General features: G+C 62.6%; 26 protein-coding genes. 10 read left to right on the forward strand and 16 right to left on the reverse strand.

Going from position 1 to position 24,353, the window contains the following annotated elements; genetic code table 11:
* Positions 1 to 153 precede the first annotated feature (153 nt).
* Together FJ938_RS29600 and FJ938_RS24025 are read left to right on the forward strand one after the other, a co-directional pair.
* A complete protein-coding gene (locus FJ938_RS29600; RefSeq protein WP_181165741.1) occupies positions 154 to 294 on the forward strand; it encodes a hypothetical protein in 141 nt (46 codons plus the stop codon).
* A gap of 111 nt (positions 295 to 405) precedes the next feature.
* A complete protein-coding gene (locus FJ938_RS24025; RefSeq protein WP_140612825.1) occupies positions 406 to 561 on the forward strand; it encodes a hypothetical protein in 156 nt (51 codons plus the stop codon).
* A gap of 80 nt (positions 562 to 641) precedes the next feature.
* Here FJ938_RS24025 and FJ938_RS24030 read toward each other — a convergent pair whose 3' ends face one another.
* Positions 642 to 1,403, reverse strand: a complete 762-nt coding sequence (locus tag FJ938_RS24030; protein ID WP_140612824.1) for an SOS response-associated peptidase — start codon at positions 1,401 to 1,403, stop codon at positions 642 to 644.
* Between the two features lie 128 nt (positions 1,404 to 1,531).
* Here FJ938_RS24030 and FJ938_RS24035 point away from each other — a divergent pair, with 128 nt between their 5' ends.
* The 4 genes from FJ938_RS24035 to FJ938_RS24050 all read left to right on the forward strand — a co-directional run bounded on the left by FJ938_RS24035 (position 1,532) and on the right by FJ938_RS24050 (position 3,969).
* On the forward strand, positions 1,532 to 1,966 hold the full coding sequence (locus tag FJ938_RS24035) for an NUDIX hydrolase (protein WP_140612823.1): 435 nt from the start codon (positions 1,532 to 1,534) through the stop codon (positions 1,964 to 1,966).
* A 62-nt stretch (positions 1,967 to 2,028) separates the two neighbouring features.
* Positions 2,029 to 2,406 carry a TIGR02301 family protein gene (locus tag FJ938_RS24040; protein ID WP_140612822.1) on the forward strand — a complete coding sequence of 126 codons (378 nt, stop codon included), beginning with the start codon at positions 2,029 to 2,031 and terminating at the stop codon, positions 2,404 to 2,406.
* Positions 2,407 to 2,856: 450 nt separating this feature from the next.
* Positions 2,857 to 3,114, forward strand: coding sequence for a hypothetical protein (locus tag FJ938_RS24045; RefSeq protein WP_140612821.1), 258 nt, complete (start codon positions 2,857 to 2,859; stop codon positions 3,112 to 3,114).
* A 69-nt stretch (positions 3,115 to 3,183) separates the two neighbouring features.
* Positions 3,184 to 3,969: a hypothetical protein gene (locus FJ938_RS24050; RefSeq protein ID WP_181165739.1), complete on the forward strand. Its 786-nt coding sequence runs from the start codon at positions 3,184 to 3,186 to the stop codon at positions 3,967 to 3,969.
* A 130-nt stretch (positions 3,970 to 4,099) separates the two neighbouring features.
* Here the strand turns inward: FJ938_RS24050 and FJ938_RS24055 are convergent, their stop codons facing one another.
* Both FJ938_RS24055 and FJ938_RS24060 read right to left on the reverse strand, forming a co-directional pair.
* On the reverse strand, positions 4,100 to 4,297 hold the full coding sequence (locus FJ938_RS24055; protein WP_181165740.1) for a hypothetical protein: 198 nt from the start codon (positions 4,295 to 4,297) through the stop codon (positions 4,100 to 4,102).
* 85 nt (positions 4,298 to 4,382) lie between these two features.
* Positions 4,383 to 5,714 carry a dihydroorotase gene (locus FJ938_RS24060; RefSeq protein ID WP_140612819.1) on the reverse strand — a complete coding sequence of 444 codons (1,332 nt, stop codon included), beginning with the start codon at positions 5,712 to 5,714 and terminating at the stop codon, positions 4,383 to 4,385.
* A gap of 82 nt (positions 5,715 to 5,796) precedes the next feature.
* Here FJ938_RS24060 and FJ938_RS24065 point away from each other — a divergent pair, with 82 nt between their 5' ends.
* The 3 genes from FJ938_RS24065 (at position 5,797) to FJ938_RS24075 (ending at position 9,499) form a co-directional block, all read left to right on the forward strand.
* A complete protein-coding gene (locus tag FJ938_RS24065) occupies positions 5,797 to 6,657 on the forward strand; it encodes a folate-binding protein YgfZ (RefSeq protein WP_140698171.1) in 861 nt (286 codons plus the stop codon).
* A complete protein-coding gene (locus tag FJ938_RS24070; protein WP_140612818.1) occupies positions 6,657 to 7,292 on the forward strand; it encodes an HD family hydrolase in 636 nt (211 codons plus the stop codon). The genes FJ938_RS24065 and FJ938_RS24070 overlap by 1 nt, the downstream gene beginning before the upstream one ends.
* A gap of 65 nt (positions 7,293 to 7,357) precedes the next feature.
* Complete coding sequence (locus FJ938_RS24075) at positions 7,358 to 9,499, forward strand: EAL domain-containing protein (RefSeq protein WP_140698124.1); 2,142 nt, start codon at positions 7,358 to 7,360, stop codon at positions 9,497 to 9,499.
* A gap of 16 nt (positions 9,500 to 9,515) precedes the next feature.
* Here the strand turns inward: FJ938_RS24075 and FJ938_RS24080 are convergent, their stop codons facing one another.
* A complete protein-coding gene (locus FJ938_RS24080; RefSeq protein WP_140698127.1) occupies positions 9,516 to 10,406 on the reverse strand; it encodes a fatty acid desaturase family protein in 891 nt (296 codons plus the stop codon).
* Between the two features lie 113 nt (positions 10,407 to 10,519).
* Here FJ938_RS24080 and FJ938_RS24085 point away from each other — a divergent pair, with 113 nt between their 5' ends.
* A complete protein-coding gene (locus FJ938_RS24085) occupies positions 10,520 to 11,437 on the forward strand; it encodes a LysR substrate-binding domain-containing protein (protein ID WP_140612815.1) in 918 nt (305 codons plus the stop codon).
* A gap of 18 nt (positions 11,438 to 11,455) precedes the next feature.
* Here FJ938_RS24085 and FJ938_RS30450 read toward each other — a convergent pair whose 3' ends face one another.
* From FJ938_RS30450 to lepB, 12 genes are all read right to left on the reverse strand, one after another.
* On the reverse strand, positions 11,456 to 11,590 hold the full coding sequence (locus FJ938_RS30450; RefSeq protein ID WP_348640948.1) for a DUF3303 family protein: 135 nt from the start codon (positions 11,588 to 11,590) through the stop codon (positions 11,456 to 11,458).
* Between the two features lie 37 nt (positions 11,591 to 11,627).
* Positions 11,628 to 13,091, reverse strand: coding sequence for a RimK family protein (locus FJ938_RS24095; RefSeq protein ID WP_140612814.1), 1,464 nt, complete (start codon positions 13,089 to 13,091; stop codon positions 11,628 to 11,630).
* Entirely contained in the window at positions 13,088 to 14,194 is a 1,107-nt protein-coding gene (locus tag FJ938_RS24100) for a peptidase C39 family protein (RefSeq protein ID WP_140612813.1), read from the reverse strand. The genes FJ938_RS24095 and FJ938_RS24100 overlap by 4 nt, the downstream gene beginning before the upstream one ends.
* 207 nt (positions 14,195 to 14,401) lie before the next feature.
* On the reverse strand, positions 14,402 to 15,193 hold the full coding sequence (locus FJ938_RS24105) for an anti-sigma factor (protein ID WP_140698130.1): 792 nt from the start codon (positions 15,191 to 15,193) through the stop codon (positions 14,402 to 14,404).
* Positions 15,190 to 15,708 (reverse strand): RNA polymerase sigma factor, encoded by a 519-nt coding sequence (locus tag FJ938_RS24110; RefSeq protein WP_140698133.1) that lies wholly within the window; start codon positions 15,706 to 15,708, stop codon positions 15,190 to 15,192. The genes FJ938_RS24105 and FJ938_RS24110 overlap by 4 nt, the downstream gene beginning before the upstream one ends.
* A gap of 160 nt (positions 15,709 to 15,868) precedes the next feature.
* The gene (locus FJ938_RS24115; RefSeq protein ID WP_140698136.1) at positions 15,869 to 18,622 is read right to left on the reverse strand and encodes a DUF2339 domain-containing protein; all 2,754 of its coding nucleotides are present in this window, start codon (positions 18,620 to 18,622) and stop codon (positions 15,869 to 15,871) included.
* A gap of 83 nt (positions 18,623 to 18,705) precedes the next feature.
* Complete coding sequence (locus tag FJ938_RS24120) at positions 18,706 to 19,224, reverse strand: PaaI family thioesterase (protein ID WP_140698139.1); 519 nt, start codon at positions 19,222 to 19,224, stop codon at positions 18,706 to 18,708.
* On the reverse strand, positions 19,221 to 19,982 hold the full coding sequence (recO, locus tag FJ938_RS24125; protein ID WP_140698142.1) for a DNA repair protein RecO: 762 nt from the start codon (positions 19,980 to 19,982) through the stop codon (positions 19,221 to 19,223). Before recO ends, FJ938_RS24120 begins: the two co-directional genes overlap by 4 nt.
* Before the next feature lie 132 nt (positions 19,983 to 20,114).
* Complete coding sequence (locus tag FJ938_RS24130; protein WP_140698145.1) at positions 20,115 to 21,272, reverse strand: porin; 1,158 nt, start codon at positions 21,270 to 21,272, stop codon at positions 20,115 to 20,117.
* A 670-nt stretch (positions 21,273 to 21,942) separates the two neighbouring features.
* On the reverse strand, positions 21,943 to 22,863 hold the full coding sequence (era, locus tag FJ938_RS24135; protein WP_140698147.1) for a GTPase Era: 921 nt from the start codon (positions 22,861 to 22,863) through the stop codon (positions 21,943 to 21,945).
* Entirely contained in the window at positions 22,860 to 23,585 is a 726-nt protein-coding gene (gene rnc / locus FJ938_RS24140; protein WP_140698149.1) for a ribonuclease III, read from the reverse strand. Before rnc ends, era begins: the two co-directional genes overlap by 4 nt.
* A gap of 4 nt (positions 23,586 to 23,589) precedes the next feature.
* A complete protein-coding gene (gene lepB, locus FJ938_RS24145) occupies positions 23,590 to 24,339 on the reverse strand; it encodes a signal peptidase I (RefSeq protein ID WP_096456321.1) in 750 nt (249 codons plus the stop codon).
* Between the last annotated feature and the right edge of the window lie 14 nt (positions 24,340 to 24,353).

The raw sequence follows: 24,353 nt of genomic DNA on the forward strand, positions 1-24,353 counted from the left end.
GGTTCAGAACTTCTTGTCTGGATGGAGCCAGCCCCGCGCCAAGGCGCAAATCAGGCTCCAGCCTGCTGGCCGGGGCGTTTGTCCAATCTAGGGAAAGATGAGGCGAAAACGTCCGGACCAGCGCGAGGCTAGCCAATAATGCAAATGCCACAAATGGCGAAAGACGTTTTCATGGGCGGCTTTATCGCCTTGACCAGTGTTGCCGTCAAGCCGCTGATGCCAGGAAAAACGTCGCCAAGACTGACTATCGCGTCGCTCGATCACGCGGAATCAGGCAGTGAAACATTTTATTAAACATATCGGCACAGTCGTGAAACATTCCCCGGCTAGATCACCAAGCGTCACGATTTGGTCGGATTTCAACGGTCAAACGCAAACACGAAAACGTTACCTGGGAAGAGAAACATGCCTCGAAGCAAGCAAGACGCCAACCGCGCCAAGCAACCAGCACTTGCCAATCATTATCGCGCAATCGGTCCGGCCGCGATCGTCGCCGCCCTTCTTCACACCGCGAAGAAGAAGAAGCCCGCGCAGAAGATCGTATCGCCTCGCGCTGCCTGAAGCGGTGCGGCCGGCGCAAAAGGCGCCTGGGAATTGGCGCCGGAATACGGGCGCCACGGCTGAGCTTCAAGCAGCTTGGGCTAAAATAGCGTCATCTGACTGTCATCAGCGCCGGGCTTCTGGCGCCTAGCCTTCTCGGGCACCGGCCCGATCTCGCCCCTCACCTGTATCTCCGGTCCGGTGTTGGCGACCTTGTTGACGAGGTCGGAGACGGGAATTGCCTCGAAGAAATCTGGCTGAACCGGCCGCAAGAGATCGGTAACGTCGCGCGGCTCCTGCGTGCGACAATCCAGCCAGCGGGCAAAGTCAGAGATATCGATCACCACCGGCATCCGGTCATGGATATGGGCGATGTCGGCATTGGCGTTGACGGTCAGGATCGCGCCGGTGTCCATCTCCGAACCACCGGGCTCGGCATAGGTTTCGATCAAACCGGCAAAGGCGACCAACCCGCCATGCCGGGGCCGTATCCAGTAAGGCTGCCCCTTCTTGCCGCCTGTTTGCCGCCATTCATAAAAGCCGGACGCCGGCACCAAGGCGCGGCGGTGGCGCATGGCGGCCTTGAACGAGGCCTTCTCGATTGCCCCTTCCGAGCGCGCGTTGAACAGCAGCGGAAACTCCCTGGTGTCCTTGACCCAGGCGGGAATGAGCCCCCAGCGCACCAGCATCGGGCGGCGGTCCGGCAAGTTGGAGCCCGGCGCCCTCGGCGCGCCGGCGGTCGCCATCAGGACCGGCTGAGTCGGCGCGATGTTGTAGCGCACCGGAAAATCCTCGAGCTCCGTCATGCCCAGAAAGGCAGCGGTCTGGTCCGGCGTCGCAGTCAAGGCAAAACGTCCGCACATGATCGATAGCTCCTGCCTTGGAACGGTTCAGCCAGAAAGTGGCGATGGAATAGCCGCACTGCAACCGCTAAAGCTGTCTCATGGCGGCCGTCCACAGCGGGCTGCGGGCAATCGAACGGTCAGGGGCCATGAACGATACACGAAAGACGCTGCCGGCAGTCTCGGTCGCCGTGGTGCGCAACGACACCGTGCTGCTGGTGAAGCGGGCAAGGCAGCCTTCCCAGGGGCTGTATGCCTTTCCGGGCGGCAAGGTCGAGGCTGGCGAGACACTGGAGGATGCGGCTCGGCGCGAACTCATGGAGGAGACTGGTTTGCATGCCGCTGGTTTTCGCCCGCTTCGGGAAATCCATATCGACGGCAGAGACGACAGGCACCCGGTCGACTATCGCCTCACCGTCTTCGGCGCCGCCTATGCCGGCGGCGAGGCAGTGGCTAGTGACGATGCCGAGACAGCCGCCTTCTACACCCTCCGCGAGATGGCGGCGCTGCCGCTCGCCGGTTCGGTGCTTATGGTCGCGCAGGAGTTGCTCGGCCGTTCCGACAGCTCCTCTGAAAGTCGCTGAAAACCTCAAGAGTTGTTCTGGAAACGCCTTGCAGGCGACAAATTGTTTAGTCACATAGATTTATGAGCCGCTCTCCATTTCTCGTCGCTTTGTGCCTCGCCGTCGGCATGACACTGGCGGCGCGGCCTGCGTCGAGTGCCGAGGCGCCGTTCGAGCCCGGATTGATGCGGCTGGCCGAAATCCTGGGATCACTGCATTTCCTGCGCAATTTGTGCGGCGAGAAGGGCGACCAATGGCGTGTCGAGATGCAGAAGCTGATCGATTCGGAGAACCCGGATGCCGAGCGGCGCGCCCGCTTCATCGCCAGCTTCAACCGCGGCTATCGCTCCTTCGGGGGCACTTATACACGGTGTACAACGTCAGCCACGGAAGCCATCAGCCGCTACATGAAAGAAGGCGAGACGCTGTCGCGCGACATCGCCTCGCGCTATGGCAACTAGTGACACCGGCAGGAAGACCTGGAACGCATTCAATCTGGAATTGCGTGAAGCAAAGGTATCGGTTCTGCGGCTGCTGCTTGAGTCGATAAGGCAGTCTGGACGTCCATCAACAGATATTCTCGCCGCTGCGGGCGACGACAGCCATATCCGTCTTGTGCCATCAATGTCTTGGTGCAATCCTGATGTTGCACTTGTGCAACAGCGTTAATTAAACGTTACCGCACGGATGCGGAATTAACTCAAACTGAAGGTTTTCGCCCCGCAGGCCGGCCTAATCGGCTAAGTTTGATACGGGTTGAAACGCAGCTTCGCCAGACACAGTTGGCCCCTGTCAAAGACGATCAAAAAAATGTCGTATTTACAGAGACTTATTCGAGGCCGCGTGTGAACAGAACAGATCAAGCCTGATCCACACTGATGGGTTGCCGCTTGAAAGGGTGGACATCGCTTATGGAACATGCTGCCAATGACATTGACGCGCTGGTCAGGGAAGAAAAGCGCCTGACGGCGGTTGAGAGCCACAGCGAAGCCTGGGCGGAAGGCCTTTCGGCCGGCATCGAGCCCGAGATCATTGCCGAGGCGGCGCTTGAGACCGCATTCGGTGAGATGCTGCGCGCCAACGGCGAGACATCGGCGCTTGCCCTGCTCGACCGCGTGCGTGAAAAGGTCATTGCTGGCGCCTTCGAACCCGAGCGGCTGCGGCACTGAACCGACGTCCGGTTCTTTGACGATGGAGTTCCGTTCGGGCACCATGCCCGTGAGCAGGAGATGCGGGCAGTGAATTTTCCGGTGTCAGGCAGGCCGAAGGGCTTGGTCCTCCACATCCGCTTTGCTGCTTGCTGCGCCGCCATCCCCCTGTTGATGTGCCTCGCAAGCAGCCCTGCCCATGCATTGAGCGAAATCCAGCACGAGGAGCTCCCCTCGCCGGTCATACCATCGGCGGACGACGATGTCTCACCGCCCGGCAGTGCCATTCCAATGCCCGACCCGGTGGGAACGCCTTCGACCAGGCAGCCGGCCGAACCGGACGCGGCAGAGCCCGACAGCCCTGCCGACAGCGGCTCCAACAGGCCGCGTGTCGATCCCGAGGCGCCCCCGCCGGAGGTGGTCTACGACCTCGGCAAGCTGCCCGAGCCGGTACGGCGCATGCATGACTTGATCATCGAAGCCTGCAAGAGCGGCGACATCGAGACGCTGAGGCCCATGATCGGCAAGGGCGACAGCATGACCCAGCTCTCGCTGACCGACATCGATGGCGATGCCGTCGCCTTCCTGAAAGGGCTCTCGGGCGACCCGGATGGCCAGGAGATCCTGGCCATTCTGGAGGAAGTGCTCAGTGCCGGTTATGTCCATGTCGACGCCGGGACGCCGCAGGAACTCTATGTCTGGCCCTACTTCTTCGCGCTGCCGCTGGACAAGCTCGACGCCAAGCAACGGGTCGAGCTGTTCAAGATCGTCACCGCCGGTGATTTCGACGACATGAAGCAGTTCGGCGCCTATATCTTCTATCGGGTCGGCATCACGCCCGCCGGACAATGGTCCTTCTTCGTCGCTGGGGACTGAGTTTGACCCCGTCTGTTTGTGGGAAGATTGGTGCGAAGTTCAGGAGCCAGTTCGCTCATACAGGCCGTGGGCGCTATTGTTTGAGTGGGCCGGCAGGTTCTTTCGGTGATGGCGGAATCTTGGCCGGCAGTTAAAAAAGGATGCCGTGACCGAATTCGTTGGCGAGATTCTGGATAAGCAGCTTTTCGCGCGCCGTAAGCCGGGTTTGATCGACAAAGCGCCAATTGCGCTCGTACAACGCAAATGCTTCCTCGGCAGGGATCGGGCGTGCAGGATCCCGGCTCCACAAGAGCGCTTGCAGCTCTGGGAACCCGGCCGGATCGATCATAGGCGTGATATGTGCGATCACAATGTCCCTGATATAGTGCAGAACGCTTAAAAATCAGAGACGTGACGCAGCGCCGACGGTTGACCTAAACCGGCAGCGCCTCGGAAAACTCCACCGCCCTGCCTTGGCCGGGCGTAGCGATTTCGCCTTCCCACATGACGCGTCGGCCGCGAATGACGGTGCCGACGGGCCAACCGGTGACTTGCTTGCCGTCATAAGGCGTCCAGCCGGCCTTCGAACCGGCCTGCGCATTGGTGATGGTCTCGCGCCGCTTCATGTCCACGATGGTGAAGTCGGCATCGTAGCCGGCGGCGATGCGCCCCTTTCCGGCCATGCCGAAGATTCGCTGCGGACCATGGCTCGAGAGGTCGACGAAGCGCTGCAGGGTCAGGCGCCCAGCATTGACGTGGTCGAGCATGATCGGCACCAGGGTCTGCACGCCGGTCATCCCCGAGGGCGAGGCCGGATAGGGTTTTGCCTTCTCGGCAAGCGTATGCGGGGCGTGGTCGGAGCCGAGCACGTCGACAATGCCTTGTGCGATTCCGTGCCAGACACCGTCGCGGTGGCGCGCGGCACGTACCGGCGGGTTCATCTGGATCAGCGTGCCGAGCCGGGTATAGTCGTCGGCACTCAGCGTCAAATGGTGCGGCGTCGCCTCGCAGGTCGCGACGTCCTTGTGCTGCTCAAGGAACAATATTTCCTCCGCGGTCGAGATATGCAGGACGTGGATGCGGGCTCGAACGTTGCGCGCGATGCGCACCAGCCGTTCGGTGCAGCGCAAGGCGGCGATCTCGTCGCGCCAGACCGGATGCGAAGACGGGTCGCCCTCGATGCGTAAGCCCAGCCGCTCACGCAGCCGGAACTCGTCCTCCGAATGAAAGGCGGCCCGGCGGCGGGTATTCCTCAGGATCGAGGCGACACCTTCGTCGTCCTCGACCAGCAGATCGCCGGTGGACGACCCCATGAAGACCTTTATTCCGGCCGCGCCCGGCAACCGCTCGAGCTCGCCGACATCCCTGGCGTTGTCGCGGGTGCCGCCGACCCAAAACGCAAAATCGCAATGCATGCGGCCACTGCCGCGCCGGACCTTGTCGGCAAGCGTTGTATCGCTGGTGGTCAACGGGTTGGTGTTGGGCATTTCGAACACGGCGGTGACACCGCCAAGCACCGCCGCGCGTGAGCCCGTTTCCAGGTCCTCCTTGTGCTCCAGTCCGGGTTCACGAAAATGCACCTGGCTGTCGATGACGCCCGGCAGGATGTGCAGGCCCCGGCAGTCGATGGTCTCGCCCGCCGAAGCCTGGCGGAGATCGCCGATGGCGGCGATGCGCCCATTCTTCACGCCGATGTCACGTGCCCCCTCGCCGTCATGGTTGACCACGATGCCGCCTGTCAGGATGAGGTCGTAGGTATTGGCCATGCTGATCGATCTCTTGCGGGGGGAGTGCCAGCGGCTTACGTAATGGCCAACCGTTTTGCAAGATCAGGCTTATATCCGCACCATGCCCTTTGCCCTGCTGAAAGACCGCGCGCTCATCACCGTCTCCGGCCCGGATGCCGAACACTTTCTGCAAAATATCCTGACCACCGATCTCGACACGCTTGGCAACGGCGAAGCTAAGCCCGGCGCGCTTCTGGCGCCGCAAGGCAAGATCCTGTTCGACTTCCTGATCTCGCGCGCCGGCGAAAACGCCTTCCGGCTCGAATGCCGTGCCGCCATTTCAGATGATTTCGTTCGCCGGCTGATACTCTACAAGCTCCGCGCCAAGGTCGAAATTGCCAAGCTGGAACAGGCGCTTGTCACTCTTGTCTGGGGAATGGAGTCAATCGCTTCACAAAATGATTCAACAGCAGTTGCCGACAGGCGCTTTCGCGATGAACCCGTCACGCGCTCCTATGCCGACGCTGCGGAAACCGGCGACATCGCCGCATGGCAAGCCTTTCGCACCGCCCACGGCATTGCCGAAAGCGGCGCCGATTATGTGTTGGGCGAGGCCTTCCCGCATGACGTGCTGCTCGACGAACTGGGCGGCGTCGGCTTCAAGAAGGGCTGCTATATAGGCCAGGAAGTCGTCTCGCGCATGCAACATCGCGGCACGGCCAGGCGGCGTGTGCTGATTGTCGAGGGCAGGCTTCTGCTGCCAGTTGCGGGCACCGAACTGACCGTCGAAGGACGGCCCGTCGGCACGCTCGGCTCGAGTGCCGGCACAACGGGGCTTGCCATCGCCCGCATCGACAGGGTCAAGGCAGCGATGGATGTTGGCCAGCCGATCCTGGCGGATGATGTCCCAGTGACGCTGACCATCCCCGGCTGGGCCAACTTCACCTTCCCGCAGGAAGCCGTCAGCGCGGAGGAAGCCTGATGGCGGCAGACCGCACCGGCGCGCCGCCACGCGCCTGGCAGCGCATGCTGTCCGGCCGCCGGCTCGACCTGCTCGACCCCTCGCCGCTCGACATAGAGATTTCGGATATTGCCCACGGGCTCGCCCGTGTCGCCCGCTGGAATGGCCAGACCAGGGGGGAGCATGCCTTTTCGGTCGCCCAGCATTCGCTGTTGGTCGAGGCCCTGTTCAACGAGCTGGTACCCCAGGCTTCGGCCGCCGACCGGCTGGCGGCGCTGCTGCACGATGCGCCTGAATATGTCATCGGTGACATGATCTCACCGTTCAAATCGGTGATGGGCGGCAGCTACAAGGACTGCGAATTGCGTCTGCAGCGCGCCATCCATCTGCGCTTCTCGCTGCCTCCTGAACCGGCGGCGGCGCTGCGCAAGGAGATCAAGCGCGCGGACCAGATCGCCGCCTATTTCGAGGCGACACTGCTCGCTGGTTTCTCCTCCGCCGAGGCGGCCGAATTCTTCGGTCGCCCGCGCGGTTTTTCCGCCGAGCGCTTCGATTTCACGCCGCGCTCGGTGACCTCGGCGCAGAATGCCTTCCTGAAGCGGTTTTCGGCGCTCGATAGATCGCGGCACCAGGTTCCGACGTCAGCGGTAGGGTAGAAAACGCTAAATTAACCGGAACGGACAACAGTGCGGAGTTCGATCACGCACCGCAGGCGCGCCACATGCCCGTCGTGGATGTCAAGGAAGGTTCGGCCGTCCCGGAGCGGGCAACCGAAGGCGTGGAGCGCTCGCGCCGCATGGAAGACGAACTGCGCGAACAGAACGAACGTTTTTCAGCCGCGGTCGAGAACATGTCGCATGGCCTGTGCATGTTCGATGCCGATGAGCGCATGATCATCTGCAACGGCAACTACATCAACATCTTCCGTCTCGACGCCAAGCTGATGCGGCCGGGAATCCGTTTCATCGACATCTTGCGGCACAGCGTCGAGATCGGCGTCGCCTCGCAAAGTGCCGATGAACTCTACGCCATCCGCAAGCCCTATATCGACCAGGCAAAACCCTCGATTTACGAAGAGACGCTGTCGGATGGCCGCATCATCAGCATCTCGCACCGCCCGCTGACCCCGGGCGGCTGGGTCTCGATCTATGAGGACATCACCGAACAGCGGCGCGCCGAGCAGGACCTCAAGGAGCAGCATCGCCGTTTCGACGCCGCACTCGCCAACATGTCGCAGGGCTTGATGATGTACGACGCCGCCGGCAAGCTGATCGTGCGTAACGGGCGTTTCCTGGAACTCTACAACGTCACCGCGGCGGACTTCCCACTTGGAACGACGCATCGCGACGCGCTGGAACGATTGCTGGAACTCGGCATCTACACGAAGATCGACGTCGACAGCGAGGTCGCTAAGACCGAAGCCTGCCGGCGGGCAGGGAAAAAGCATTCGGCCTATCGGCATCTTACCGACGGCAGGACGATTCTGGTCACACGCCAGCCGATGAGCGGCGGCGGCTGGGTGGCGACCTTCGACGACGTTACCGAACGCCGCCGTACCGAAGAGCGCATGACCCATCTTGCGCATCACGACACGCTGACCGGACTGCCCAACCGCTCGATGTTTCGCGAACGGCTCGACCTGGCGCTCGAGGACGTGACGGCCACGCCGCTGGCGATCTTCTCGCTCGATCTCGACCGCTTCAAGGCGGTCAACGATACATGGGGACATCCCGCCGGCGACTGGCTGCTGAAAAGCGTCGCCGAGAGGCTGCAGGGTTGCCTGCGCAATGAAACAGACATAGTCGCCCGCTTCGGGGGCGACGAGTTCGTCGTCATGCAGTTCAATTTCAAGGACATCGCCGATGCTGAAAAACTGGCGAAGCGCATCGTCGAGACAATCGCAAAACCGTTTCGCGACAGGGGCCGGGACATGCATGTCGGGATCAGCCTGGGCATCGCCGTTTTCCCCGACGACGGCAGGGACGCCGATACGCTGCTGAAAAACGCCGATACGGCGCTCTATCGGGCGAAGAGCGAGGGGCGCAACCTTTATCGCTTCTTCGAACCCGGAATGGACGCCATGGTGCAAGCCCGCCGGGCGCTTGAAGTCGACCTCGAGACCGCGCTGCCACGCCAGGAATTCGATCTCGACTTTCAGCCTATCATGAACATCGCCTCCGGCGACATCATCGGCGCGGAGGCGTTGATGCGCTGGCGTTCGCCGGCGCGCGGCACTGTCGCTCCGGATCAATTCATCCCGGTCGCGGAGGAAACCGGACTGATCGTGCCGCTTGGCGAGTGGGCATTGAGGACGGCCTGTGCGGCGGCGGCAAGCTGGCCTCCCGGCTTGCGCATTGCCGTGAATGTCTCGGCCGTGCAGCTCAAAAGCGGCGGGTTTGCCCGCGGCGTCATCTCGGCCCTGGCCTTTTCCGAGGTGCCGGCCAGCCAGTTGGAACTGGAAATCACCGAAACCGTGCTGATGGATGAGAGCAAAGCCGTGCTGAAGACGCTACGGCAGTTGCGCGAACTCGGCATCCGCATCGCGCTCGATGATTTCGGCACCGGCTATTCCTCGCTCGGCTACCTCAGGCGTTTCCCGGTCGACAAGATCAAGATCGACCGCTCTTTCATTCGCGACATGGGCAATCGCGATACGGCGGCGATCGTTCGCACCATCATCGCGCTCGGCACCGAGCTTGGCATTGTTGTCACGGCAGAGGGCGTCGAGACCGAGGTGCAACTCGACATGCTGCGCGAGAACGGCTGTGTCGAGGCGCAGGGGTATTTGATTGGCGTGCCCGCAAAGGCGGCGGCCATCCGTCGTCTGCTGAAATCGCGTGCGCTGCACAGCCAAACCGGCTGATCGCATCCGTACAAGGTCAACTCAGTGTTTCTAGGTATTTCTCATGGAAGCTGACATAGCCGGGCTCGACGACCTTGAGGTGCCGCTCGATCAGAGCATGGAACCGCGGCAGTTGATGAAACGGCACACCGGGATAGGCATGATGCTCGGCGTGAAAGGGCATGTTCCAGGCCAGCTTGCGCACTGCCCAGTTGGTCAGCGTCGTCCTGGTGTTTTCCAGCATGTTGGCAACGAACGGACAGCGGCCGTGCTCGGCCAAGAGATAGAGCCGAAGGAATGGCTGACCGAGCAAAGCGGGGATGATCCAGACATGGAGAAGCGCGGTGAGCCGGAAATACACGGCGAGCAGAATGACCACGGCGTAGAAGGCAATCATGGCGCGCGCCTCGGCCCGCACCTTGGGCCGGCCTTTCGGCGGCACGTAACTATCCCGGCATTTACCCATCGCATTGGCATGAAGGGTCTTGAGATGGCCCCACCACACCGGGATGCCGGAAACATGGACGAGGTACTGCCGCAGCGTTTCCGGTTTGGGAAAGGCCAGTTCCGGATCATTTTCCGGATCCTGGGTGAAGCGGTGATGGGCGAAATGGAAGTAGCGGAACCAGTCGGCCGGCAGCGCGAGCGCCAGGCTGCACAGCCGGGCCACGGCATCGTTCAGCCACTGAGACTCGAAGGCCGTGCGATGAACCGTCTCGTGTAGCAGCGTAAACAGGAACACGATGAGGAGGCCTTGCGGCAGCATCAGCAGCGGCCAGAATGGTACCTTGGCCGCAATCAGCAACCCAATGACCACAATCGCGCCCCAGTGAGCGCCGAGCTGGACGAGACCCGCGACGTCCGACTTGGCCGTCAGGCGATTGCGCTCTTCCGGGGTCAAGGATGCAATTATGTCACGGTGGTCCATTGGCCTCGATCCAGGCTGGAGATTTGATGAGGCCCACTCTAGTCGCTAAAAAACCTTCCCAAAAACAACGATTTCTGCAATTTTGATAAGCTTAACTTATCTATCTGCCGGTCATGGTCGCACTTCCATCCCTAAAAGGACTTCAGGCTTTCGAGGCCGCGGCGCGTACCGGCAGCTTCGCCGCGGCGGCGGAAGAGCTTTCCGTCTCGGCCGCCGCCATCAGCCAGCTTATCCGCACCGTCGAGGAGCAGATGGGCCGCAAGCTGTTTCATCGGGTCAACCGTAGAGTTGTCCTCAGCGAGGCAGGCGTCGAAATGCTGCCACGGCTGACCATGGCCTTCCAGGAAATCGGCAGTGTCTCGCGCGAACTGAGCGGCGATGCTTTCCGCCCGCGCTTGGTGGTCTCGGTGCCGCCGTCCATGGCGATGGGCTGGCTTTCGCAGCGTCTCGCGGGCTTCGTCGCAAGCTATGGCGCCGCCGATATATCGCTTCGCGGCGATGACGACCCGGTGCCGTTCGACCGTGAGCTGATCGACATCCGGCTCTCCTACGGTCCGCATTATCGCGAGCACTCGACCGAAGAGATCGTCCGGGACGCCGTCTATCCCGTCTGCGCGCCACAGCTTTCCGGCATGATCAAGGCGGATGGCGATGCGCTCGCCGGGCTGCCGCTGATCCACACCGACTGGGGACCGACGGGCGCGTCATTTCCGTCCTGGCGCAACTGGTTCGAGGCGGCCGGTGTCGAACCAGGCCGGGCGGCGCAGCGCGGCTTGTCGGCCAACTCGTCGCGCGCAGCTCTCGACCTCGCCATTTCGGGGCTGGGCGTGGCACTGGCGCAAGGAGTCTACTGCGCCGAGGCGGTGGAGGACGGCAGGTTGATGCGGCCCGCCGAAAGGGCGATTGCATTGCGCCAATCCTATTGCCTGACGATCCCGGAGCGGAGCGCAAGGCGCGATGTCGTGGTGGCGTTTCGCGATTGGCTGATCAATGAATGCCGGCGTGCAGTGGGCTCGCCGACGCTCTGTTGACCCGACATACAGCGATGGTCAAAGGTGCCCGCTCAGCGCCGCCACCATGTCCTTGCTGGTGGCCACCGGGACGATCTCGAACTCGACGAGGTCAGCCCATTCCCCGGTCGCGGAAGCGACGGTAGATGTCCCTGCGGTCGCGGCCGGTGAAATCCTCGATCACGATGAACTGCATGTTCCCCCCGGCGAATTATCGTCCCGGCCGATCGAGCCGCTCCAGGAACCATTGCGTCAGCCGGACCCAGACCTCGTCCTTCTCGCCCGAATCCTCCCAGCCATGGTCGAGGTTGGGATTGTCGTTGACCTCGATGACGAAGACGCCGTCCTTGGTCTCCTTGAGGTCGACGCCGTAGAGGCCGTCGCCGATGCAGCGCGCTGCCTTCACCGCCGTCTCGACGACATGGGCCGGCGTCTCCTTCAGCGTGAAGGTCTTGATGCCGCCCTGGTCCGGCTTGCCATTGGCCTTGTGGTTGACGATCTGCCAGTGCTTCTTGGCCATCAGATAGTGCACGGCAAACAATGGCTGACCGCCGAGCACGCCAACGCGCCAGTCATATTCGGTCGGGATGAATTTCTGCGCGATGAGGAGGTCGGAATCCTCCAGCCATTCGGTTGCAAGCGTCTTCAGCTCCTCGAAGCTGGCGCATTTCTTGACGCCACGCGAGAAGGACGAATCCGGGATCTTCAGCACCAGCGGGAACCCCAACGTCTGCGCCGCAAGCTCGAGATCCGAAGCGCCGGCGATCATCACCGTCGGCGGCACCGGCACCTTGTTGTAGGACATCAACTCGTTGAGATAGACCTTGTTGGTACAGCGGATCATCGACAGCGGATCATCAATGACCGGCATGCCTTCCTGCTGGGCGCGGCGGGCGAAACGATAGGTGTGGTTTGAGATCGAGGTGGTCTCGCGGATGAACAGCGCGTCGTAATTCGCGAGCTTGGCGAGATCCTTCCTGGTGATGGGCTCGATTTCGACCCCCATCTTCTCGGCGATCTTGGCCCAGTAGCGCAGCGACGAGATTTCCGACGGGGGCAATTCCTCATGCGGATCGACCAGCGTGGCGAAGGTGTAGCGCGCCGGCGTGCGGCCCTTGGTGTCGCGCCACTCGCGGTTGGTGTAGGTCTCCAGGCACTGGATGAAGTGCGCCTCTTCCTCCTCGGTCATCCGCGCCAGCGGATGGAAGCCGATCTTGCGGATCGAGGCCCATTCGGCGCTGTCCTTGATATGGACTTCGAGCGCCGGCGCCCTGAACCAGTCGAACAACAGCTTGGCGAAACGGTCCCACACCTTGGAGGGCCCGATGCCGAAGAAGATGCACACCTTCGCCGGAAAGGCGCCGCCGAGATCCTTGCGGCATTTGTTGAGCGCCAGCTCCAGTTCCGGCAGCGCATGCTCATAGAGCTTGCGCTCCGACAGGTCGATCATCGTCTCGACGGTCGGGATGACCTTGTGACCGCGCGAGCTCGCCAGCAGCGAGGCATAATAGCCGCGGCTCTGGTAGCCGTAGTTGTTCGACAGGTTGATGACCTTCGGCCGCTGGCCCCGGAACAGCGCCGGATGTGCAAGATAGTCGCGGTTGGTGATGATCTTGTGCGGTGTCGCCACCTGGTCGAGGTCGCTCTGCCTGCCGGTAAGGATGACCCAGGTCATTGTGTGTCGCGCTTCCCCAGAGTGATGGCGGCGCGCAGTCCGTCGCGGCCGAACTGCGCCATGTTCATGAAGATGCCGTAGGGCACGGGAATATTGGCGGCATCAAGGATGGTTTCCTGCCTTTCGTCCTCGACCCAGGGATCGTGGATCAGAATATGATCGCCGTCATCGCCGATGGCCAGCACCCAGTGCGGCACCTTCTTGCCGAACATCAGGAAGCCGCTGATCAGCACCAGCACCAGCTTTCCCGCGGCGATCGCGGTTCTGATGTCATCGATGGTGAACGAGCGGTAATTCACCGGGATGCCGTAAAGTTCCGCGCGGCGGCGAAAGTCGACCTGCGCCAGTTCCATTACCCGGCGCTTTTCCTCGCTGCGCACCGACTGCAGGAACAGCGCGCCGTAGAAGGAAACGAAGATTTCCGCGGCGAGCCCGCTTTCGTACCCCGAGACAGCCAGGCCGAACGGTTCGCAGCCGCCCGGCCCAGACATCATGAAGACAGTCGTCGCCTCGCGCCAGAGGCGGATTTCCATCACCGGATCGGGCACGAAACCGCGGTCGAAATTGGCCATGGCCATCATCAGGCAACAGGGGCCGCAGGTGAATTCGCAGGTCTGTTGGTAGAATGGCACCCGGGTGGCGACCGCAAGGTCGCCGCGCAAGGTCTTTTCATAGCGAAGCGCGGTGGCGCCGTCCTCGTAGTAGCCAGGCTCCCGGCCAATCTTGCGGTAGCCGGCAAGCTCGTAGATGCGGATGGCACGGCCGTTATCCTCGCGCACTTCGAGACGCAGCATCATACGATCGTGCTCGAAGGCCGCCTCCTCCGCCGACGACAACAGCTGGCGCCCGATGCCGAGCGCGCCGAAAAACGGGCCGACAGCTATGGAATAGAGCCGCGCCACGCCACTGCCCTTGCGAAACAGCACGATCGCATAGCCGGCGACGCGGCCGTCGACTTCGGCGACCAGAGTCTCGGCGGTCTCACGCTCGATGAACAGACGAAAAGAGCGTCGCGAAATGCGATCGCTCGAGAAAACGGCTTTCTCGATGGCGGCGAGATCATCGACGTCAGACGCGCGGGCCGTGCGGATATCGGCAGGCATGCGACTTGAGAAAACCTCGATTGGGTTGCGGAACCGGCCCCGGTCAAAGGCGTCGCAAACACCGGCCGAAGCGCCGGTATTCATGAAGCGCTATCGCTCCCTGATTAGGGCCGAATTGTGACAGTTTCCTCGACGGCATGGAAGCGGCCTGGCTTTGAACAGGATCGCTGTCTCGAGGCTCCGCCGGCTGCGAAAATAGCCGCCAACTCAGCTTGCGAGACCTGCCAGAAGCTGGCCATAAGCGCTCTTTGCCACCACTGCCAATTGGTCACGCGGCAGCGAGCCAACGACGGCGCAGCCATAGCCCTTGTCCAGCCAGTAGATGGCCTGCGGACCCGCCTGCGCCGAAGCATAGGTGCCCGTGGCATTTTCCGCCGATTCCGCCGTCACGAACAGGGATATGCGCTCTCCCTTGTCGTCCTCGTAAAGCAGCATCGCGGCCTTGCTTTCGCCGGCCGGCAGCAGCCGACCGCCGATCAGTTGAAAACCGTTCGCGGTCAGGTCCGGTGCCACCAGCTTCAGGCCGACCCGGTTGGACAGCCAGGTCTGCAAATGATCCTTGTCGCTGGCCGGCACTTCCACCGCGTGCCGCTTCTCGGCCGCGTAGATGACATGGGCGGCAATCGCCTGTTCGGCGAGCCGGTCTTCCGCCTGATCCTCCTGTCCGATGCCGTCAATGCCGGCGACGTAGCCGCCAAATCCACCCGCAGCCAGAAGCACGGCCGCGGCCGCGCCAAGCCACCAGCGTGAACGTGGCGCCTCTGCCTTGACCGGCGTTTCGCCGAGCACGACCTTGCGCAATCGCACTGGCACGGCTTCATCCAGCACGCCGGCAAGGGCGGCGCGCAATGCCTCCCGGTCGGCGGTGAAGCGGGCGCTCCTGGCCTTCATCTCAGGATTGGCCTCGAGCCAGGCTTCATAGGTGACACGCTCATCGGCTGGCAGTTCGCCGTCGAGCGCCATGTGGATGTCACGTTCGGAAAAATCGCGGCGGATCATTTCTCGACGATCCTTATCGCGCGGCGGCGTGCCGTGTCGTCCAGCAACCCACGCAGTTCCTCACGCCCGCGCGCAATGCGTGACATCAGCGTACCGGCGGGCACGCCCAGAATGTTGGCGGCTTCGGCGTAGGAGAAGCCTTCAATGGCAACCATGACAAGGGCCGCGCGGCGATCGGGGCTGATCGCCTGCAATGCGTCGATGATCTCGCGTGAGGCGATGCCGTCCAATTGCTCGGCCGGTTGGGCTACCGTCTCGCCCGCCTCCAGCGGCAGCATCGCCGCTTCGCCGCGGCGGTTCACCTTGCGCATCTGGTCGATGAACAAATGATGCATGATCGTAAACAGCCACCTCCTGGGGCTTTCTCCTGTCTGCCAGTTGTCGAGCCGCACCAATGCCCGCTCGAGGCAGTCCTGAACGAGGTCGTCGGCAGCATCGCGGTCGCGCAAAAGCGAGCGTGCATAGCGGCGCAGGCGCGGTATTTCGCCAAGGATTGCTGCCTTCTTTTCGTCCATGACCGCTGGTTCTGAGCTCGCCCTTATTGATCTCGATTGAACGCGCCTTCCCGGCGTGGCGCAAGCGGCCAGCGCGAAGCGGTCCGCCGCCCCGGTCACCCAAGCAATGAGATAACGCTGGCGGGTGCCGGTTTATTCCGGCTGGATTGAATTTCCCCCATCATTGCTCGCCTACAGATACCGTCTCCCTCGCCGCCCGCGTCAGAAGCCGCTGGTAGAACAGGCCGATGCCGATCAGCACGGCGCCCAGGCCGATGAAGGACAGCGCCCTGAGCACGCCTTCCAGTTCCGACATGTCGAACAGGAAGACCTTCAGCACGGCGACCGCGATCAGCACGGCGGAGGCAACGCGCAGCACCTGCGACCTCAGCCAGACGCCGCCGGTGAGCAACGCTACGCCGATGACCAGCCACAACGCCGAATAGGTGTAGGTCTCCAGCTGACCGAGTCCGCTCCACAGGCCGATGAACTCGCCCTTGAACAGGCGTCTTACCGACAGCGTGGCATAGGCGAAGGCAAGAAGAGCCGCGACCAGCGCCAGCATCGCCGAATACCATTTCGGCCGCTTGCCTCGGGCATAGAGCGCCAACCCGCCGGCGGCGACGGCCGGCAAGAGATAGGCCAGGAACACCAGGTTGAAGACCGGAATCCGGCCGGTGGATTCGTCCGTAAACAGCGGATCGAGCACCAGGAAGTGCTGGACGATGACGAAAGCGGCTGAAACCACGCCGGCGGCCATCGAGCCGTAACGCAGCACCGAGCTTGGCGAGCGCCGGTCTATGGCGACCAGGATGGCGCCGGCGCCGATGGCGATCAGCGTGTAGATCGCCTGCTCGGCAAGCGTTGGCGCATCGCTGTTGATGATGCCGCCATGCATCGCATGACGCACCAACATGGCAATGGTGAGCAGCGCAAACAGCGTCGCTGCCGCTTCCATGGCGAGGCGCGGGCGGCCATTGGTGGTGCGGGCGAGCTGCCAGGCGGTGAAGCCGAAAGCGAGCGCGGGTATGCCGTAGCCAAGCAGCAGCCAGTTGAACACCGGCGTCCTGGAAAGGAATTCCGCGCCGACGATGGTCGGATCGAAGGCGACGCGGCCAAGCACAGCAATCACCGCGCCGACCGCAATCCAGCCGAGCACGGGATAAGAGCGCCAGCGGGTCGCCAATGCGGGCATAATTGTCGCCGCACCCAGCAGGACAGTGGTCCAGCCGGAATCGTAAGCCATGTGCAGCATCAGCAGGCCGGCGACCGCCGCGCCACCCAAGGCAAACGAAACCGCCATGCCACCCTTGAGCGGCGGCTCCTCGGCCCGCGCGACCCACTCGCCGCCAGCGGCGAAAACCACAACCAGAAGAGCTGCGACGGCGGCATAGGCGAAGTCTCGGTCGAGATCGCCAAAGGTGAGCCACAGCGCCAGCAGGATGACCAGCGGCACGACAACGCCCCATGCCGCCCATGAGGCGGCGCGGATCTGTGTTGCGGCGGCAAATCTTCGCGCCGCCCAGAGCCCGGCGCCAATGAAGACGAGGCCAAGTGCGAGGCCAATGCGCAATGTCAGCGTATTGGCGATGGCCAAAGGCGAGCCATCAACGCCCAAGACGCCATTCGAAAAGTCGGAGGTGATCGAGGTCGGCGGGATGATGCCGAGATAGATCAGCGCCGTCGCCAGCCCGGCGGCGTAGAGCAGCGGCAGGGCCAGCGGACGGTAGAGCGCAACGGCCACCATCGCGGCAAGCAAGACCGCGCCCGGCAAGGCATAGCCGGCAGCGGCAAAGACCGGGTCGACCGACAGGCCCAGCGCAGAGAATGCGATGAACAAGCCAGGCACGATGGATGGCCAGTCGAATGCCTTGGCCGGGTCGGTTTCGCCGCCACGGCGGCCGAGCCAGGCAAAGGCTAGTACGGCGAGCGTGACGGCGTCGATGAACAGGATGGCGGAGAGGCTCGCGCCTGGCGCATCCATCATGTAAAGGACGGTCCAGATGCCCGTGCCGGCAAAAGCGGCCGCCATCAGCAATTTCCAGTCGCGCATGCGAGCGATAACGCCTGTGGCGGCCAGCACGATGGCGAGATAGCCGAACAGCGCCCAGGGATTGGGCGCCTGCGGGGCAACCAGCATTGGGGTTACAATGGCGCCGACGAGGCCGATGCCGGCCAGCGCCTGGCCGTGGACGAGAGCGGCGGCAATGGTGGCGATGCCGATGGCACCGAGCAACGTGAAGGCAAGTGCCGGCCCGATGAAGCCGTAGATGCCGTGAGCGGCATAGACAGCGCCGAACAGGATGAAGGCGCCGGCCGCCGTCAGGACCGCCGGAATGTAGGCGCCGGCCGCACCTTGCACCGGCACCTTGAAGCCGGTGCGGCGAATGAACTCGCCAGCGGCAACCAGCACCACCCCAAGCACCGCCGCCATGGTGAGCCGCACGCCGGGGCCGAAAATGCCGGCCTCGATGGTGTAGCGAATCAGGAACAGCCCGCCCAGCGCCAGCGCGATGCCACCGACCCAGACGGCCCAGCGGGTGCCGAGCGCCGTTTCGACGTCGGACCGGCGAGCGGCTTTCGCAGCGGCTGCCGGCGCGGCAGGTTCCGTTGCCTTCTGTGCCGCCTCGCCTGCGTTCCACGGGCCAGCCAGGACCTCGCCGGTCAGAGCTTCCACTTCCGTGGCCGGCCCCTGCGCGGTGATCGGCTCGCCCGCCGCCGGCGAGGCAATATCGGCGGCCGCCACTGCCACCGGCGCCTCGTCCAACTTGCCATCGGCCGCGGCCTGTTCGGTCGGCTTCGGCGCGGCGCCTGAGAGCACAAGGCTACGCAGGGCGCCAAGTTCGCGCTCGATCAGACCGATGCGGTTCTGCTGGCGCGATATGATGACAAACAGGGCGATGATGGCGACAAGGCCGATCAGGTTCTCAAACATGGCGGTTCCCCCAAACCAGGCCAGTTTTCACTGACGTTTCGTCTCACTGACATTCAAATGCGGCGGCCAGGCGGCTGGAAAACTCAACGCGCCGCCAGATTGGCGGCCGGAAATATCGAACATGTCTCGGTGCCGAAAGCCAGAAGCTTACCGCGGGCATCCTTCAGCGTCGCTTCCGAAACGGCAAGCGTGCGGCCCTTGTGGACCACTTTGCCCTCGCAGACCACCTCGCCGGTCCTGGGCGTGATCGGCCGCGTCAGGTTCACCTTGAATTCCGCAGTCGTGTAGGCCTCGCCCTTTTCGAGCAGCGTCTGCACGGCGCAGGCCAGCGCCGAATCAAGCAGCGTTGCCGCCCAGCCGCCGTGTACGCCACCCAACGGGTTGAGGTGGCGCTCATTCGGCACGCCGCGGAACACGGCGCGGCCTTTCTCTACTTCAGTTAATGCGAAGCTGAGTTGGTAGGAGATCGGCGGTGCCGGATATTTGCCGTCGATAATGCGCTGCAGCAGTTCGAGGCCGGTATATTTCGTTATGTCGGCGTGCGGGATTGTGCCGAGGCCGAGCGGCGAGACCCGGCCCGGATAGAGTTCGACTTCGCTCATGCCGCGTTCTCTCCGGCGATGGCCTTGCCACGCGCGTGGTGCTTGCGAAGTGCGGCAAGAAAACCGGTGCGGGCGTCGGGCTCGTTGATACCGCGCGGCTCATAGATATGGCGGGTGAAGAAGAAGCCGGTCAGCCGGAAGGCGTCCTCGATCGCCACCGGATCCCCACGCAGGCCGGAGCCGCGCTGCAGGAAAGCCGGCAGCGCCAGCATCTTGTCGTGCCACGGCGCGCCGGCTTCACGCGATACCGCGCGGCCGGACTTCGGAGAGACATAGGCAAGATCCTGCCGCGTGCCGGTGGCGGCGCATTGGCTGAGATCAAGGCCGAAGCCGAGTTCATCGAGGATCAGAAGTTCGAAGCGCGCCACCAGTTCGCCAGCCGCATCGGCATCGTCAAGATGGACGATCATCACGGCGAGCGCTTCGTAAAGGCCGCCATGGGCGTCGCGCTCCGGCAGCAGGCGCAGATGCGCGGCCATGGTCTGCAGCCCGTAGACAGCGACGGCGCTGTCCATCAGCCGGGCGGCGTTCATCTCGATCGCTTCGGCCTGGAACGTGCCGAGATGCTCGTCGAGCCGAGCCCGCCACCAGAGATCGACGCGATTGCCGGGCTGGAGAACCGGCTGCTGCTTGCGCGAGCGGCCACCGCGAACGAGACCGAGATGGCGGCCATGCGCGCGGGTCATCACCTCGAGAATGGCGCTGGTTTCGCCATGCTTGCGGGTGCCAAGAATGATTCCCTCGTCGCGCCACTCCATGCATGAGCCTTCCACCGGTTGAATGGCGAAATCAAGATGCGGCTCAGGTGACTGGCGAATCAGCGCTCGACCTGCAGAAAAAAACCGCCCGCAGCAGTATGCTGCGGGCGGCCTGGTAGGGTATTCGATGCTTTAGAACGAGCGCTGGAAGCGGAGGATACCGCCGAGATTGCTCTTCTTGGTCGCGCCGGCCCATACGGAATTGGCCGGGGTGTCATCGCCGACGTTCTGGTAGTCGACTTCAGCCGTGACCGTAAAGCCGGGCACAACGGTATAGGCAATGTTGGCGGCGACGCCGAGGTTCTTCCAGTCGTCATAGGAGACCTGGGCGTTGAACGACGTCTTGGCGTTGAACTTGTAGGTGCCGCCGCCCCAGACTGCCCAGTTGCCGCCCCACTGCTTGTAGAAGCCACGGCCATGTGCGTCGATGACGTTGTTGGCGTCGTCCGTGAGGTTGTCGTCGGTGCCATAGCCGCCCATGACGAACAGCGACAGTTCCTTGGTGACGTTGACGTCCAAACGGACCTTGCCGGCCACTTCCTCGTAGTTGCTGTCATAGGCGACAACGCCGGTGATCGCACCCCAGTCGGCCTTGTACTTCAAGCCGCCGACGACATGCGGAACATAGCTGTCGATGGTCCCGACGGTGCCGGCGCCTTCTTCGAGCGAGACCATCGCCGAGATGCCGTTGCCTGCGTCGAAGTAGTATTGAACGACGTTGCTCTCCTGGCCGCCATAGGGAACGATCGTGTCCTGGATGACGTTGCCCGCATAGCCGATGAAGGTATCGAAAGCCGTATCGTCCTTACCGACGCGCAGACCGCCGAGCTGGATGTAGGCGAAACGCAGCGACAACGACTTGTTACGGCCCTGCCAGTCGGTGCTTCCGTTGACATAGTCGCCGCTGCTGTTGCCATAGTTGAAGCGGGTCTCGGTGTAGGTCTTCAAGGTGCCGAGCTCGGTCTCCTGACCGGTCCAGGTCTTCAGCGTGAAGCGGGTGTTCTTGTAATAGGTCGAATGAGTGGTGCCGGCGTCCTGATGATCCGGGACGTGGTTGACACCATCGAACGTGCCGGCATCGCCGACGCCGATGTCATAGCGGACATAGCCGCCGATGCGCAGGCAGGTCTCGGTGCCCGGGATGTAGAAGTAGCCGGCGCCGTAGACGTCGCAGATCTTGACGTATTCGGCCGGTTCCGGTTCGGCGACGACGACGGCGTCCGCGGCACGTGCGCCGGAGACCGCGATCAGTGCCGCGGCTGAGCCGAGAAGGAGGCTCTTGATGTTCATTTTCTGACCTCTCCAGTCAAGTTAAAAAAATTAGCTTCGGATTTGTGGAAGACGGATCAATTTCGCCTCACCCCCACAGCGAAAACGGCCCGCACCGCGACCCCTTTTCGATCGCGAACATACCCATCGATCTTCAGCCTTCAATGACAATTCCATAAATAGGCCGGATTCCTGCCACAGATTAAATCCGTGTTGCACAAATAACACTAATTCATGCGCCTTCATTTTCAATGCAGCACAAATGGCACACCGTCACATTTGTGTAATAATCCCGGTTTCTTTCGCGTCTAACTTTATTTTATTGACGTTTACCTTATATGTTTCAATTGGTGATTATACGCCACCTAAGTACATTAGGAAGTATTTGCTTCCCACTCTTGAATTGGTGAGAACGGGAGTCAACTCCATCTGCCGCGACGGAAGAAATCGCGCCGCCCCGGACGCCAGCTCACTGACCGCGTCGACGCGCTCCAAGGCAATCAAGACCGCGGCCAAGTGCCCCGCGAATCGATATGCTCGTGCCGTGACGTTTCGCCTTCGATTCAACGATGGACGGACCAATGCGAGGCATGCCCCTCCCCCCGGCACACCTATCGGCGGTGACACAGAAATGGGCAGCTGCAAAGGCGGCGCGCCAGTCTCGGCCGTCAGCGACGCGCCTTTTCATGCCCTAATGCGGAAACTCCAGCCCCATCTCGCGGTAGCGCTCGGGATCGTCGCCCCAGTTCTCGCGTACTTTCACGAACAGGAACAGGTGCACCTTCTGCTCGAGGATGCCCGAAATCTCCATGCGCGCCGCCTGGCCGATGGCGCGGATGGTCTCGCCCTTGTGGCCGAGCACGATCTTTTTTTGGCTGTCCCGCTCGACATAGATGACCTGCTCGATGCGCACCGAGCCATCCTTTTTCTCTTCCCATTTCTCGGTCTCGATGTGCGAGGAATAGGGCAACTCTTGATGCAGCCTGAGATAGAGTTTTTCACGGGTGATCTCGGCCGCCAGCTGGCGCATCGGCAGGTCCGAAATCTGGTCTTCCGGATAGTACCAGGGGCCGGCCGGCAGCGCCTGTGCCAGATAATCGAGCAGATCCTTGCAGCCGGAGCCGGTCAACGCCGAGACCATGAAGGTGCGCTGGAACGGCACCTTCTCGTTGGCTGCCGCGGACAGGGCGAGAAGCGCCTCTGGCTTGACCCGATCGACCTTGTTGAGGATCAGCGCCATCGGCTGGCGCACGTCCTTCAGCCGTTCGAGGATGGCTTCGGCATCGCCCCGGATGCCACGCTCGGCATCGATCAGCAACAGTACGATATCGGCATCCTTGGCACCGCCCCAGGCAGTCGTCACCATCGCCGTATCGAGGCGCCGCCTGGGCTTGAAGATGCCAGGCGTATCGACGAAGACGATCTGTGCATTGTCATGCGTAGCGATGCCGCGCACGATGGCGCGTGTCGTCTGCACCTTGTGGGTGACGATCGACACCTTGGCGCCGACCAACTGGTTGACCAGCGTCGACTTGCCCGCATTCGGTGCGCCGATCAGCGCGACGAAGCCGGAGTGCGTGGCGGGAGCAACTGCGTTGTCTTGGGCGGTCATGCCGCGCTCCCTTCATTGACCCAGACACCCTCACGAACCAGAAGAGCCGCGGCAGCGGCCTGCTCGGCCTCGCGCTTGGATCGGCCGGTGCCGGTTGCAGGCAGAAATGCGCCAACCCTGACGCTGATGGTGAACAGCGGATCGTGGTCCGGCCCCTCGCGGCTGTCGATCTGATAGGCAGGAACCGCGCTCGCCGCCTGGTGCGCCCATTCCTGCAATTCGGTCTTGGCGTCGCGGCGTGCCGCACCCGAGGCCTGCGAACGGGGCTGCCAGTATTTGTGGATGAAAGCACGCGCCGCCTCCAGCCCACCGTCCAGGTAGAGCACGGCGATCAGCGATTCCAGGGCGTCGGCCCGCAGATTGACACGCTTGCGCCCTTCGAGCCCGCGCACATCCGATCCGGCACGGATCAGGTCCGGCAGCCCTATATCCTCCGCGATCTCGGAAAGCGCCTCGGCATTGACCAGCGCATTGAGGCGCAGCGACAGTTCGCCTTCCGCCGCGTCGGGAAACGCGGCCAGCAACATGTCGGCAACGACAAGGCCGAGAACCCGGTCACCGAGAAATTCGAAACGCTCATAATCGGAGCCGGCATTGGCGCCGCGTGCACTGGCATGGGTGAGCGCGCGCTGCAGACGCTGGCGGTCTGCAAAGGCATGGCCCGTACGTTCCACAAGCGCTTCGGCGAGCGCATCGGCGGTCAACCGCTTCGTTACCGCCATGACCCTAGTTGACAAAATGGAACAGGCGCGAGACGCGCATCAGCGACGGCCATTTCCAGATTTCGAGCGGGCTTGCCTTGCCGGCGATCGAGAAGAAGACAAGGTTGGCGCGGCCAACCAGGTTCTCGGCGGGAACATAGCCGACGGTGAACCGGCTGTCGGCGGAATTATCCCTGTTGTCGCCCATCATGAAATAGTGGCCGGGCGGCACGTCGAATTCGCGGGTGTTGTCGCCGATCGAGTTCGGCGACAGATCGAGCGTGTCGTAGCTGACGCCGTTGGGCAATGTCTCGCGGTAGACGTCGATCGGATAATCCTTTTCCGTGATGTCGGGATTGTCGATCTGGCCGGTCTTCACGCGTGGCACGCCGACGCCGTTGATGAACAGCTGGCCATCCTTCATCTGGATCTTGTCGCCAGGCAAGCCGACCACGCGCTTGATGTAGTCAACGGACGGGTCCGGCGGGAACTTGAACACCACCACGTCGCCACGCTTGGGCTCGGAGCCCCAGATACGGCCCGAAAAGATGTCGGGCCCGAAAGGCAGCGAATAGCGCGAATAGCCGTAGGACCATTTGGTGACGAACAGATAATCGCCTTCCAGAAGCGTCGGCCGCATCGATCCCGACGGGATCGAAAAGGGCTGAAACAAGAGCGTGCGGATAACGAGCGCGAGCAAGAGCGCCTGGACGATGACGCTGACGGTTTCGCCAAGCCCGCCGGATTTCTTCTGGGATTTTTCAGCCACGCTCATGTCGTCCTCGATTG

The sequence above is a fragment of the Mesorhizobium sp. B2-4-14 genome (assembly GCF_006442155.1).
GTDB lineage: Bacteria > Pseudomonadota > Alphaproteobacteria > Rhizobiales > Rhizobiaceae > Mesorhizobium.